Source organism: Niveispirillum fermenti (assembly GCF_052474395.1).
This window is the reverse complement of sequence record NZ_CP156681.1, coordinates 631,050-644,114: the sequence shown is the minus strand read 5'-3', so window position 1 is coordinate 644,114 and position 13,065 is coordinate 631,050. Positions and strand designations below refer to the sequence as shown.

The following is a 13,065-nucleotide window of genomic DNA, read 5'->3' as shown; positions in this document are numbered from 1 at the left end:
AAGGGGTGCGGCCGTCATGGCAGCACCCCTTTCCCGTTTGTCATTGCAGGGCGGCCGTGACATCCGTTGCCAGCCGGGCTGCCCCTTGTTGCAGGAACCCCTGGTCGGAGCCCAGCAGGAACAGGCTGGCACCCAGAGACCGCCAGTGCGGCAGTTCTGTCAGGTCGGGCGTGAACAGTCCGACCGGCTTACCCGCCCTCTTCGCCGCCGCGCAGATATGGTTGCAGGCTGCCAGCACTTCCGGCGCCTTCGGGTCCAGCAGACCCAGCGAGATGGTCAGGTCGATGCGGCCGATGAACAGGGCATCGATGCCCGGCGTGCCGGCGATTTCGTCCAGATGGTCCAAGGCTTCGGCATCCTCGATCTGAGCGATGGCGCAGGCGGCTTCCGTTGCCCGCTGGAAATGCAGGGGCAGGGGGCGACGGCCCAGATCGGCCGATCTGGTATGACCGGCAAAGCCACGCCCCCCCGGCCCGAACCTTGTCCAGCGGGCGGCGTCGGCCGCTTCCCGCCCATTGCGGATATGGGGCAGCAGCAGGGCGTCGGCCCCGCTGTCCAGGGCTGACAGGATATGTTCCGGTGTGGCCGCCTGCGGTCGCACGATGGCGGGCTTGCCGACGGCCCGCAGGACCATCAGCGCCTGATCCAGGCTGGCGCGGTCGAACGGTCCATGTTCGGCGTCCAGCACCAGACAATCCAGCGGGCTGCCGCCCAGCACTTCGATATTCTGCATCGACGGGATCTTGCAGAAGCAGCCGGTCAGAAGGTCGCCCCTTTTCAGGCGTGCATGGAAAGCATCATCGCTCATGGATTGGCTCCGGTCAGGAAGGGGCGGATTGCGGCGGCCAGCGCCTCGGGGCGTTCCAGGGGGGCCATGTGGCCGACACCGCCGGTAACCACCAGCCGGGCGTCGGGCAGACCGGCGGCGATCTCCTCGTGCCGGTCCACCGGGCACAGCGCATCATGTTCGGCCGCCAGGACCAGGGTGGGGCAGGTTATGGCGGGCAGCAGCGGGCGGGCATCGGCCCGGTCGCGCAGGGCGCGCATCTGCCGGGCGAAGATATCTGCGCCCATCTCCACCCCCATGGACAGCACGAGGGCGGCCAGATCGGCGCGGTGGACAAAATCGGGCCCGAAATAGAACGGCAGCATCTCTTCGCGCAGCAGGCGGGACAGGTTCCCGGTGCGGGCTTCGCCCACCTGCCGGTCACGGATCTCCCGGCGATGGTCGGGGTCGGGCCGGGCTGTGCTGTTCAGGATCAGCAGATGGCTGACCCGTTCCGGCGCGCGGGCGGCCAGATGCAGGGCGACGATGCCGCCCATGGAATAGCCGGCCAGGGCGAACCGTTCCGGCGCATCGGCCAGCACCCGGTCGACCATCGCATCGATATTGTCATCCCGTGTCAGATCGGCCGTGACGCTATGCGCGATGCCCTTCATCTCCAACGCCAGCCCGGCCCATAATCGCGCATCGCACAGCAGGCCGGGCAGCAGGATCAGGGGCGGGATGGTCATCGGCTTTTCCTTCCGGGATGTTCACCCCAGCCGGGCCGACCCTCCCTGGATCAGTTCCCCGGCATAGAGGCGGGTTTCAGGTTCCATGTCCGGCGTGTCGATGCGCTCCATCAGCATCTGCACGGCGGCTTCCGCCATGCGCCGTACAGGCTGGCGGATGGTGGTCAGGTCATAGGACAGCCAGCGGGCGGTGCCGGCCCCGTCGAACCCGACGATCGACACCTGTTGCGGCACCGACAGCTTGTAGTGATGGCGGGCCGCATCCACGGCCCCGATGGCCATGGCATCGTTGGCGCAGATCACGGCATCGGGCGGTCCCGCCAGCATCTCCACCAACTGCCCGAATGCTTCTCCACCGCTTTCATAGGTATAGGCGCCGCGTGCCGCGGCCACCTGGTCCAGCCCGTGCTGGCGCAGCCGGGCCAGGGCGCTTTCCATGCGTTCCACGCTGACGGCATTGTCGGCGGGGCCGCTGATCAGGCCGAAACGGCGATGGCCGGCCTTGACCAGGCGATCCACCAGCCGCCTTTCACCGTCGGCATGATCCACGCTGACGGCGGTGACGGCGCAGTCGGGCAGTACGCGATTATACAGCACCAGGGGTACGCGACGGGTGGCGAACTCTCCCACCTGCTCGGCCGACAGTCGGGCGGCGCTGATGACGCCGTCCACCTGATAGCGCCAGAGCTGCTCCATCGCAGCACCGATCTCCGCCTCGCTTTCCAGCGCGAACAGCAGCACGCGGGAGCCGGAGGCCGAAATACGCCGCGACAGTTCGAACAGCACCTCCGGGTAGATCAAATTGGTCGCCTGCCCGATCATCAGCCCGATCAGGTCCGACCGGCGGGTGATCAGGCTGCGGGCGATGGCATTGGGCTGGTAGCCCAACTGCGCCGCCACTTCCAGCACCCGCTGTCTGACATCCTCGGAGATGCTGGCCCCGGATGTGAAGGCCCGGCTGACGGAACTCTGGCTGACATTGGCCATCCGCGCCACGTCATAGGAGGTGGCGCGGCGGTTGCCCATGTCCGGCAAGGTTTCCGCCACCGGCTGCATGACCCTGTTCTTAGGCGGCCTTCCCGCCATATCGTTCCACCCTGATGTCTGCCTGCGCCTTGTGCCCGGCAAAGCCCTCCAACGCGCACAGGCGCGAGCAATATTCCCCGATCAAGGCCGATGCTGCCGGGGTGAGGACACGCTGGTAGGTGCAGGTCTTCATGAATTTACCAACCCAGAGACCACCGGTGTAGCGCGCCGCCTTGCGCGTGGGAAGGGTGTGGTTGGTTCCGATCACCTTGTCGCCATAGGAAACATTGGTCATGGCCCCCAGGAACAGGGCGCCATAATTGGTCATGTTGGCCAGGAAATAGTCCGGGTCGCGCGTCATGACCTGGACATGCTCCGATGCGATCTCGTCAGCGATGGCCACCATCTCCGCCTCATCCGCAGCCAGGATCACCTGGCCATAAACCTCCCAGGCCTTGCCGGCGATGGCGGCGGTGGGCAGGGTCTGCAATTGCCGCTCGATGGCCGCCAACGTGTCATGGGCCAGCTTCTCCGAATTGGTCAGCAGCACGGCCGGGCTGTTATAGCCATGTTCGGCCTGGCCCAGCAGGTCGGTGGCGCAAAGCTCCCCATCCACGCTGTCATCGGCGATGACCAGGGTTTCTGTCGGCCCGGCCAGCAGGTCGATGCCGATACGGCCGAAAAGCTGGCGCTTGGCCTCCGCGACAAAGGCGTTGCCGGGGCCGACGATCATGTCCACGGGGGCCACGCTGGCCGTGCCCAGCCCCATGGCGCCGATGGCCTGCACGCCGCCGAAGCTGTAGATTTCATCCGCGCCGGCCATGTCCATGGCGACGACGATGGCCGGGTTGGGCTTGCCCTGATAGGGCGGGGCGCAGGCGATGACGCGCTTCACGCCTGCTACCTTGGCCGTCACCACGCTCATATGCGCCGATGCCACCAGCGGATACTTGCCGCCGGGGACATAGCAGCCGACGGAGTTCACCGGCAGGTTCCTGTGGCCCAGCACGATACCGGGCAGTGTTTCCACCTCCACGTCGCGCAAGGCGTCGCGCTGCACCTGGGCGAAATTGCGGATCTGGGTCTGGGCGAAGCGGATATCGGCGATCGTCTGTTCCGACAGGGTGGCATAGCAGGCGTCGATCTCCGCCCGGCTCAGCCGGAAATTCTCCGGCGCCCAATTGTCGAACTTCTGCGAATAGCGACGGACGGCTTCATCTCCCTCGGCGGTGATCTCCGCCAGGATGCCTTCCACCGTCGCCCGCACCTTGGCGTCGTCGGACGCCACCATCTCCGGCTCTGCGCCCTGCTTCAGCCACCGCGCCATGACCCTGCTCCCTTCCTGTTCAGTTTTCCGGCAGCCGCCGGTACGGATCGGGTGGAGCCTATAAAGGAATGAATGCGTATGCAATATGGATTAATGGCTTTATAAGCGAATTTTTTCACTTTCAATCCGCAGTGAAAGCCGTCTATATCGGCTTTGGATTGCATTCGCATACATAGTGCATTCGCATACATAGTGCATTTGCATACACAAGGTGAGGTGACGCATGTCCATCCCTCCGCAGGATCCGCTGGCGGCCTACCGCCTGGAAGGGCAGGTCGCTCTGGTCACCGGTGCCGGACGAGGGATCGGCCGCGCCTGCGCCTTGCTGCTGGCGGCGGCCGGTGCGCGGGTGGTGGCCGTGGCGCGAACGGCTGCCGATCTGGACGAACTGGCCGCTGCGGCGCCCGCGGGCGGTATCGATCCCTGGGCGATGGATGCCACCGACCCGGCCTTCATGGCGCGGGTGGAGGAAATGGACCGGCTGGACATCCTGGTGAACAATGTCGGCGCCAACCGGCCACAGCCTTTCACGGACGTGACACCGGAAACCCTGGACCATCTATTGGGTCTGAATGTGCGCACGGCCTTCCTGGTCGCACAATCCGCAGTGCGGGCGATCAGACGCGGCGGCCGGGGTGGCTCGATCGTCCATGTCTCTTCCCAGATGGGGCATGTCGGTTCCCCCAACCGCACTGTCTATTGCATGACCAAGCATGCGCTGGAGGGGCTGAACAAGGCCATGGCCGTGGAACTGGCGCCGGCGGCGATCCGGGTCAATTCCGTCGGGCCGACTTTCATCGAAACGCCGATGACGGCGCCCATGCTGAACGATCCTGCCTTCCGTGATTTCGTGCTGAACCGCATTCCCCTGGGCAGATTGGGTCAGGGCAGCGAGGTGGCGCAGGCCGTGCTGTTTCTGGCCAGCCCCGCCGCCAGCCTGGTTACGGGGGCGGCCCTCCTGGTCGATGGGGGGTGGACAGCGCAATGATGGCTGCGTTGAGGCCCGTGCCCTGACGCGGACGCAGGATTCATGTCGCCATGGCCTGGCTTCACGCGGCATTTGCCGCGCGGCGGCGGTCGCCGCCGCAGCGGTTTCCAGTCAAGGGAAAACCGCTGGCAGCCAGCATGGCGTTGATCGTGGTCAGCGGCCATGCTGCCCCTAGCGCCGGTACTGAACAGGAGCGACCGCATCAACCCTGCGCAATGCGGGCATAGCGGCCGTCGACATAGACCAACGGGTCGGGCTCGCCGTCCGTAAACACCTCCACGACGTCACCGATGAATATTCCGTGCGTGCCGTGCTCCACCTGCTTGACGTTGCGGCAGACAATGCTGGCCTGCGCGCTGGCCAGGCGGGGGACGGACAGGGCGGCCTCGCGCCAGTCCCCTTCGGCGAAACGCGCCTCGCCCTTCGCCTGCCCGGCGCATAGCCGGGCGATGCGTTCGTGATCATGGTGCAGGATGTTGATGGCGAACGGCGCACCGGCCGCCAGCACGGGGTGCAGCGAGGCGGACCTGTTGACACAGATCAGCATCGAACAGGGATCGAAGCTGATCTCGCTGACCGCCGTGGCCGACATGGCATGGCGGGTGCCTTCATGGGCGGCGGTGATGACGACGACCGCTTTCGCCAGCCGGCGAAGAGCCATCTTCAACAGATCGGGGATAGTGTCTTGGGTCATGGCGGGTTCCCGGCAGCCGGTCATGCCGGCATGGGTTGAAGAAAGGATGCTGCTGCCAGTCCCCGCCGCGTCAGGATCCCCCGGCATTCTCCGGATAGGCGCGGGCGAAGTTCTGGGCGATGGACGCGCGGCTTTTCAGGATGTGTTCCCGCATCAGCCGTTCGGCCGAGGCGGCGTCGCGGGCGCGAATGGCGGCCAGAATCTCCTCGTGGTCCCGGCAAGAGCGGCGCATGTCCCCGCTTTCGAACAGGCGGCTGACGCGCGAGACGTTCTGCAGCCGCCGCTCTGAATTGAAGATCAGCGGCAGGCGCTGGGTCTGCGCAATGGTAGCGGCCAGCATCTGGTTGTCGGCCGCGGCGATCAGCAGCCTGTGGAAATGGAAATTCAGGTCGAAGCAGCGCAGGCTTTCTCCTTCCCCCCAGACCGTGCTGAAGGCGACCCGCCCCATTTCCGCGACATTGTCCAGCAGCGCCGTCTGCGTCTCCCCGTCCAGGCCCTTGGCGGCGGCGATGTGGCAGACCATGCCTTCCAGCATGGCGCGAACCTCGAAAGCATCCAGGATGTCCTTCAGGCTGAAGCGACGGACGACGTAGCCGCGGTTGGGGGAATAGATCACGAGCTGTTCGCGCTGCAAAAGCTTCAGCGCCTCGCGGACCGGGGTGCGCGAGGTGCCGGTCAGGTTGCCGATGACCTGTTCCTGGAGATGCGTGTCGGGCGGGAACTCGCCATTGACGATGCGCTTGCGGATCCATGCTGCCACGGCCTCGCCCCTCGTGCCCGTCCCCGGTTCGATCATCTGTTCCTCGTGGCAGCGCGGGCGATCCCGCCGGGATTGTATAAGCGCGTGGGCCGGGTCGTTCAATCGGCGGCACAGCGCCCCGGGCAAGGGCGGCCATCATTCATCACGTTTCCAGGTCACGGCGCCGGAATGGGTGACGGCGCCCAGATGGGCGGGGCCGACCGTGGCCCGGTATTTCTCCAGCAATCCGCCCAGCCGGGGCCGCTGTCTGGCAGGTGTGGTGGACCGGCGTTCGGCCAGTTCCGCCGACGGCAACTCGATATCCAGCCGTTGCTCGCCTGGCCGGGCGTCGATGCTGACGATATCGCCATTGCGGATGAAGGCGATGGGCCCGCCATCCGCCGCTTCCGGGCAGACATAGCCGATGCACAGGCCCCGTGTGGCGCCGGAGAAGCGGCCGTCGGTGATCAGCGCCACCTTCTCCCCGTTGCCCTGGCCATAGAGCAGGGCGGTGATGCCCAGCATCTCCCGCATGCCGGGGCCGCCGCGCGGACCCTCGTTGCGGATGATGATGACGTCGCCGGGCCGGTAGGCCATGGATTTCACGGCCTTCAGGCATTCCTCCTCATTCTCGAACACACGGGCGGGGCCGCGATGGGTCAGCGTCGTCAGCCCCGCGACCTTCAGCAAGGCCCCCTGGGGCGCCAGGCTGCCCTTCAGCACGGCCACGCCGCCCGTGGGGGCAAGGGCATCCTGCGTACCGCGCACCACCTGCCCGTCGGGGGCGGGGGCGCCTTCCAGTTCCTCTGCGATCGTGCGGCCGGTGATGGTCAGGCAATCACCATGCAGGTAACCGCCGGCCAGCAGCGCCTTCAGGATCACCGGCGCGCCGCCGGCATGGAAGACATCCAGCGCCAGGAAGCGGCCGCCGGGCTTCAGATCGGCGATCAGCGGCGTGCGGGCGAACACCGCGGCCACGTCGTCCATGGTGAAGGACAGGCCGGCTTCATGCGCGATGGCCGGCAGATGCAGGGCGGCGTTGGTCGATCCGCCCGTGGCGGCCACCAGGGCGCAGGCATTTTCGACCGACCGGCGGTTGACGATGTCGCGGGGCAGGGGGCCGTCGCCGGTCACGGCCGCCATCAGCGCGCGGGCACCGCGCCGGGCCAGCGGTGCGCGTTCGGAGAAGATGGCAGGCACCATGGAGGAACCGGGCAGGGCCAGGCCCAGCGCTTCGGACACCATGCCCATGGTGTTGGCCGTGTACTGGCCGGCGCAGGAACCGGGGGCAGGCAGGCAGGCCCGTGCCATGGCTTCCAGTTCCGATACGGGCTCCGTCCCGGCCAGCACCTTGCCGATCATCTCGTAGGTGTCGACGATGTTGACGTCGCGCCCGTGCCGGCGGCCGGGCAGGGCGGACCCGCCATAGAGGAAGACGGAGGGCACGTTGCAGCGGACCATGCCCATGATGATGCCGGGAATGTTCTTGTCGCAGCCGCCGATGCCGAAAATCCCGTCCCATTGATGGCCGCGCACCGTCGCCTCGACGCTGTCGGCGATCAGGTCGCGGGAGATCAGGGAGAAGCGCATGCCGGAATGCGCCACCGACAGGCCGTCGGACACCGAGACGACGGGGCATTCATGCGGCGTGCCGCCATGGGCATGGATGCCCGTCTTCGCATGCTGGGCCTGGGCCTGCAGGGTCAGGTTGCAGGGGCTCATCTCCCCGCCGGTATGGATGACGCCGATATGCGGCCGGGCGATATCCTCGTCATCCTGGCCCAGGGCATAGAGGAAGCTGCGTGTCGTCGTTCGGACGATGCCGCTGGTGATGGTGGCGGAGCGGTAAGGCGGCTTGGCCAAGATGGTGCCTTTCTCAGACGATGCCGTCCAGCGGCCTTCCGGCGTGGAAAGCCAGGATGCTGGTAACGACATGGTCGAGCATGGCCAGGCGCGCATCGCGCGTGGCCGAGCCGACATGCGGCGTCAGCAGCAGGTTGGGGGCGGCCAGCAGGGCGGGCGACACATCGGGCTCGGTATGGAAGACATCCAGTGCCGCGCCGGCCAGACGCCCTTCGGTCAGGGCGGCTGCAAGGGCTGCTTCGTCCACGATGCTGCCGCGCGCGATATTGACCAGCATTCCGGCGGACCCCAGGGCGTCGATGACAGCCCGCCCGACAAGTCCTGCCGTTTCCGGTCCGCCGGGCAGGGCGATGATCAGCAACTCCGCCCACCGCGCCAGATCGACGGGCGTGTCGAAGCGGGGATGGGGGCTGGCGGCGGCCGGGCGGCGTGCATGGTAGGCGATGTCCATGCCGAAGGTCCCGGCCCGGGCGGCGATGGCCTGTCCGATCCGTCCGAAACCCAGAATGCCGACCCTCCGCCCCCGCGCGCCGCGGCCCAGCGGCAGGGGACCCTGCCGCCAGTGTCCCGTCCGCACGAAAGCGTCGGCACCCGCCGTGCCGCGCAGCAGGGTCAGGACCTGCCATATCGCCAGGTCGGCGACGTCATCGGCCAGGACCGCGCCGGAGGCGGTGACCATGATGCCCCGCGCCCGCGCCTGTTCCAGGTCGATAAGGTCGGTGCCCGCGCCGAAATTGGCGATCAGCCGCAGGTTGGGCAGGCGGGCCAGCAGGTCGGCCGATGCGCCCCGCATCGCATGGGTGATCAGGCACTCCACCCCGGCCCCCTGTGCTGCAAGCCAGGCATCCCCGTCCGGCAACGCATCCAGGATGGGGACCGGGTGGCCCAGCCGGTCGGCGGGCTGCTGCGGGACGGGCAGACGCGCCGTCTGCAGGATGATCCGGTCAGGCATGGCGGCGGTCGATCTCCATCCATGCATCCATGTCCATGATGCTGGTCAGGGTCTGGAAGGCGGGCAGCGGCCCCTCGTCGGCGAATTCGCCCCGGCGGAGTGCGGCCAGCGTCCGTTCGAACAGCCCCACCATGCGCAGCAGCAGGGTGGCCGGGTAGAGGATGATGGAAAAACCCAGCTCGCGATATTGTTCCGGCGTCAGCACGGGCGTCCGCCCGCCCTCGGCGGCGTTGACGATCAGCGGCACCGTGAATGACCGGCCGATCCGCTCCAGTTCCTCTACCGACGTCGGCGCCTCCACGAACAGGGCATCGGCCCCCTGGGCGATATAGCGGTGACCGCGGTCGATGGCGGCGTCCAGCCCTTCGACCAGGCGCGCGTCGGTGCGGGCGATAATGGCCAGGTCCGGCCGCCGCCGGGCCGCCACGGCCGCCGCGATCTTCTTTTCCGCCACCGTTACCGGCACCACTTCCCGCGTCACGGCGGCATGGCCGCATTTCTTGGGGCTGACCTGATCCTCCAGCACCAGGGCGCTGATGCCCATCTCCTCATAGGTGCGCAGTGTGCGTACCACGTTCTTGACGTCGCCATAGCCGTCATCGCCATCGACGATCAGCGGCAGGCCGGTGGCAGCGGCGATGTCGCGGACGGCGGTGCTGATCTCGCCGAAGCTGGCCAGGCCCAGGTCGGGCAGGCCGGTGCGGCAACCGATGATGCCGAAGCCGCCGATGGCGGCGGCGGCAAAGCCGGCGCGCTCGATCATCCGGGCCGACAGCGCATCATGCGCCACCGGCAGCAGCAGCGGCTTTTCGCGGGCCAGCAGGTCAGCGAGCGGGGTGAAACAGGTCATGCCGTTCTTCCTTCCACCTTGTAGACCCAGGGGCGGCGCACGGCGTCGGCGGCCTGGAAGGCCGCGATCTGTGGCTCGCGCTTGCGGGTTGCGTCGATGGCGTCCAAGCCCTCCAGCAGCCTCTCGCGCTGCAGGTCCGGAATGTGGAAGCCGTATTCCCGGCCCGAGGGCGACCGGATGACCTGCCGCGACAGATCGACTGTCATGATGCAGGCCTCTGGCGTGATCTCCGCCGCCAGGGTGCTCACCGCGTCTTCCGGCAGGGCGATGGGCGCCACGCCGTTCATGTAGCAGTTGCTGGTGAAGATGGCGCCGAAGCTGGGGGCGATAACGGCGCGGATGCCAAAGTCCCGCAAGGCCCACACCGCGAATTCCCGCGAACTGCCGCAGCCGAAATTGGTGCCGGCCAGCAGGAACCTGGTTTCGCGGAACGGCGGCCGGTTCAGGATGAAGTCGGGATTTTCGCCCCCGCCGGGCAGATAGCGCCAGTTGAAGAACAGGCCCTCGCCAAACCCCGTCTTCTGTACCTTCATGCCGGTATGGCCCGGCGTGATCTGGTCGGTGTCGATGTTGTTGCGCATCAGGGCGGCGGCGACGCCGGTCTCGACGACAAAAGGCTTCATGCTCATGGGTCAATTCCCCTCCGTTGGGGCAAGGTCCCGCGCATCGGCAATGCGGCCGGCGATGGCGGAAGCGGCCACGGTCACGGGACTGGCCAGGTGCGAGCGGACATGCGGCCCCTGCCGGTCCTCGAAATTGCGGTTGGTGGAGGCGATGACGCGGGCATCACGGGGAAAGCTCTCCCCGCCTGTCGCGCCGCTCATGCACAAGGAACAGCCGGCTTCGCGCCACTCGAACCCGGCTTGCCTGAAGATCAGGTCCAGCCCCTCCGCCTCCGCCTGCAGCTTGGTGGCGGTGGAGCCGGGGACACAGATGGCCGTGACGCCGTCCGCCACCTTGCGGCCCTTCAGGATGGCGGCGGCGGCCCGCAAATCGTCGATGCGGCTGTTCGTGCAGGAGCCGATGAAGGCGCCGCTGATGGGCAGGCCCTTCACAGCGTCGCCTGGCGCGATCTCCGCGTAATCGGCCGCCCGCTGGCGGGAATGGCGGGCAACCGCTTCGGCGGCGTCCTGCGGATCCGGCATTACGCTGCCGATGGCGATGCTGTGTTCCGGACTGGTGCCCCAGGTGACCTGGGGTTCCAGGGTGGAACAATCCAGCTCATATTCCATGTCGTAGACGGCATCCGGGTCGCTGGCCAATGTGCGCCAATAGGCAACGGCGATGTCCCAGTCGTCCCCCTTCGGTGAGAATTCACGGTCCTTCAGATAGGCGAAGGTGATCTCGTCCGGGGCCACTGTTCCGGTGCGACCGCCGAACTCCACCGCCATGTTGCAGAGCGTCAGCCGACCATCCATGGGCAGCGATCGCACGGCTTCCCCTGCGAACTCGATGGCATAGCCGGTGCCGCCATTGGCTGTGTACTTGGCGATCAGGGCCAGGATCATGTCCTTTGCATGGACGCCCGGTGCCAGCTTGCCTGTGAAATTGACGCGCAGGGTCTTGGGCTTGGTCAGGATGGCCGTCTGGGTGGCCAGCGCATGCTCGCTGTCGCTGGACCCCACGCCCCAGGCGAAGGCGCCGACGGCGCCGACGGTGCAGGTGTGACTGTCGCCGCAGATGAAAGTCATGCCGGGCAGGATGGCGCCCAGTTCCGGGGCGATGACATGCACGATGCCCTGGCGTGGATCGTCCAGGCCGAAGAAGCGGATACCGTGCGGCCCGATCCGTTCGGTGAACTCCCGCAGGAAGTCGTTTCCGCCCGGCATGCGCGTGGTCATGCCGCGGCCGGGCACGGTTTCCAGCACATGGTCGACGGTGCCGAAGGTCAGTTCCGGGTTGCGGACCGTGCGTTGGCGGCTGTCGATCTCCTTCAGCGACACCGCCCCGCTGACCTCGTGCAGGAAATGGCGGTCGATATGGATGAGGAAGGCGCCATCGCCGAGATCGGCGACAACGTGGTCATCCCAGATTTTCTCGAAGAATGTTCTTGCCATGAGGGCGACTCCGGGTAGGGGCCGGGAGAGGAAGGGCGGGCGCAGAAGGGAATGGGCTGGACGATCCGCGTCCTTTCCGGACCACAGGATCGCTGTGGACGGTCCGGGCAAACGGGTAAGCGGATATCGGGCCGGGAAGGGATGCCAGTGATGGGCATCCGCGCGTCGAGATATGTATGCGTGTATACAATTTGGCTGTCAAGCGGTGTTCGCGACCCCGGCGGGAGATTGTTTTCATCTTCCGCAGACGGCCTCTCCCATCCTTTGGCATTGACCGAGCGGCGATTTGGCGAATAGCTGTGGCCCCATGCATGACATGTCGCAGCGTGCCCGCATGGGGATGGGCCCGCATGGGGATGGGCCCGCATGGGGATGGGCCCGCACGGGGATGGGGATGAAGGACACGACGGAAACGCTGGCGGCTCCGGTTGCCGCCGCCGCGGATCAGCCATCACAGGCCAAGGCTCCCCGGCGCAGCAGGGGCGTGAAACGGGTCGAAGCCTTGCTGGCGGCGGCCGAGCAGCTTTTCGCTGAAATCGGCTATGGCGCGACCTCAATGAATGCCATCGCTCAGCGTGCCGGTGCGCCGGTAGGGTCGCTCTACCAGTTCTTTCCCAGCAAGGTGGCGGTCGGCGGCGCCCTGGTGGACCGTTACGCCGCCGACCTGCAGCAGGCTTGGCGGCAAGCCTGCATGCAGGTGCCGCGCAGGGACTGGCCGGCCTTTGCCGATGCCCTGATCACGGCAACACTTGAGTGCATAGGCCGCCATCCGGCTTTCGCCACGCTGGACGAGGCGCAGGCCCAGGTCCATCTCCGCCCCGAATCCCAGGGCGAGTTCGAGGTTGAACTGATGAAGCTGGTTGCCGCCACGGCTGGGGAAGAACCGGACGAGCGGCATCGGCTGGTTGCCATCGTCGCCCTGCAGATCCTGAAATCCGCCTATGCGCTGCACCGGCGGGGGGCGGGATCGCTTCAGGATGTCCGCGACGAGATCGCCCTGATCATGAAATCCTATTTCCAGGCGAAGTTTGCGGATGCGTGACGGCGCCACCGA

The 13,065-nt window shown here is 66.9% G+C and carries 13 protein-coding genes; 2 read left to right on the top strand and 11 right to left on the bottom strand.

All coding sequences use genetic code 11. The features are described 5' to 3' along the window. Positions 1-40 precede the first annotated feature (40 nt). The 4 genes from ABC728_RS14450 to hisD are packed head-to-tail and all read right to left on the bottom strand — an operon-like array spanning position 41 to position 3,868. A complete protein-coding gene (locus ABC728_RS14450) occupies positions 41-808 on the bottom strand; it encodes an HpcH/HpaI aldolase family protein (RefSeq protein ID WP_416619041.1) in 768 nt (255 codons plus the stop codon). Then, positions 805-1,515 (bottom strand): alpha/beta fold hydrolase, encoded by a 711-nt coding sequence (locus tag ABC728_RS14445; protein WP_416619040.1) that lies wholly within the window; start codon positions 1,513-1,515, stop codon positions 805-807. Before ABC728_RS14445 ends, ABC728_RS14450 begins: the two co-directional genes overlap by 4 nt. A gap of 21 nt (positions 1,516-1,536) precedes the next feature. Beyond that, entirely contained in the window at positions 1,537-2,571 is a 1,035-nt protein-coding gene (locus ABC728_RS14440; RefSeq protein ID WP_416619039.1) for a LacI family DNA-binding transcriptional regulator, read from the bottom strand. A 10-nt stretch (positions 2,572-2,581) separates the two neighbouring features. Further along, the gene (gene hisD, locus ABC728_RS14435) at positions 2,582-3,868 is read right to left on the bottom strand and encodes a histidinol dehydrogenase (protein WP_416619038.1); all 1,287 of its coding nucleotides are present in this window, start codon (positions 3,866-3,868) and stop codon (positions 2,582-2,584) included. Positions 3,869-4,091: 223 nt separating this feature from the next. On the opposite strand from hisD, the gene ABC728_RS14430 reads away from it, so the two are divergent. Then, positions 4,092-4,856, top strand: coding sequence for an SDR family NAD(P)-dependent oxidoreductase (locus tag ABC728_RS14430; protein ID WP_416619037.1), 765 nt, complete (start codon positions 4,092-4,094; stop codon positions 4,854-4,856). 202 nt (positions 4,857-5,058) lie between these two features. On the opposite strand, the gene ABC728_RS14425 is transcribed toward ABC728_RS14430, so the two are convergent. The 7 genes from ABC728_RS14425 to leuC form a co-directional block, all read right to left on the bottom strand. Next, on the bottom strand, positions 5,059-5,550 hold the full coding sequence (locus ABC728_RS14425; RefSeq protein WP_416619036.1) for a flavin reductase family protein: 492 nt from the start codon (positions 5,548-5,550) through the stop codon (positions 5,059-5,061). A 70-nt stretch (positions 5,551-5,620) separates the two neighbouring features. Beyond that, positions 5,621-6,346 (bottom strand): GntR family transcriptional regulator, encoded by a 726-nt coding sequence (locus ABC728_RS14420; protein WP_445376579.1) that lies wholly within the window; start codon positions 6,344-6,346, stop codon positions 5,621-5,623. Between the two features lie 99 nt (positions 6,347-6,445). Continuing rightward, positions 6,446-8,152 carry a dihydroxy-acid dehydratase gene (gene ilvD, locus ABC728_RS14415; RefSeq protein ID WP_416619034.1) on the bottom strand — a complete coding sequence of 569 codons (1,707 nt, stop codon included), beginning with the start codon at positions 8,150-8,152 and terminating at the stop codon, positions 6,446-6,448. A gap of 13 nt (positions 8,153-8,165) precedes the next feature. Further along, positions 8,166-9,104, bottom strand: a complete 939-nt coding sequence (locus tag ABC728_RS14410; RefSeq protein WP_416619033.1) for an NAD(P)-dependent oxidoreductase — start codon at positions 9,102-9,104, stop codon at positions 8,166-8,168. Next, complete coding sequence (locus tag ABC728_RS14405) at positions 9,097-9,954, bottom strand: isocitrate lyase/PEP mutase family protein (RefSeq protein WP_416619032.1); 858 nt, start codon at positions 9,952-9,954, stop codon at positions 9,097-9,099. The genes ABC728_RS14410 and ABC728_RS14405 overlap by 8 nt, the downstream gene beginning before the upstream one ends. After that, positions 9,951-10,583 (bottom strand): 3-isopropylmalate dehydratase small subunit, encoded by a 633-nt coding sequence (gene leuD / locus ABC728_RS14400; RefSeq protein ID WP_416619031.1) that lies wholly within the window; start codon positions 10,581-10,583, stop codon positions 9,951-9,953. Before leuD ends, ABC728_RS14405 begins: the two co-directional genes overlap by 4 nt. A gap of 3 nt (positions 10,584-10,586) precedes the next feature. Then, complete coding sequence (gene leuC, locus ABC728_RS14395) at positions 10,587-12,011, bottom strand: 3-isopropylmalate dehydratase large subunit (protein WP_416619030.1); 1,425 nt, start codon at positions 12,009-12,011, stop codon at positions 10,587-10,589. Positions 12,012-12,405: 394 nt separating this feature from the next. Here leuC and ABC728_RS14390 point away from each other — a divergent pair, with 394 nt between their 5' ends. Next, entirely contained in the window at positions 12,406-13,053 is a 648-nt protein-coding gene (locus ABC728_RS14390) for a TetR/AcrR family transcriptional regulator (protein ID WP_416619029.1), read from the top strand. The last annotated feature ends 12 nt before the right edge of the window (positions 13,054-13,065 follow it).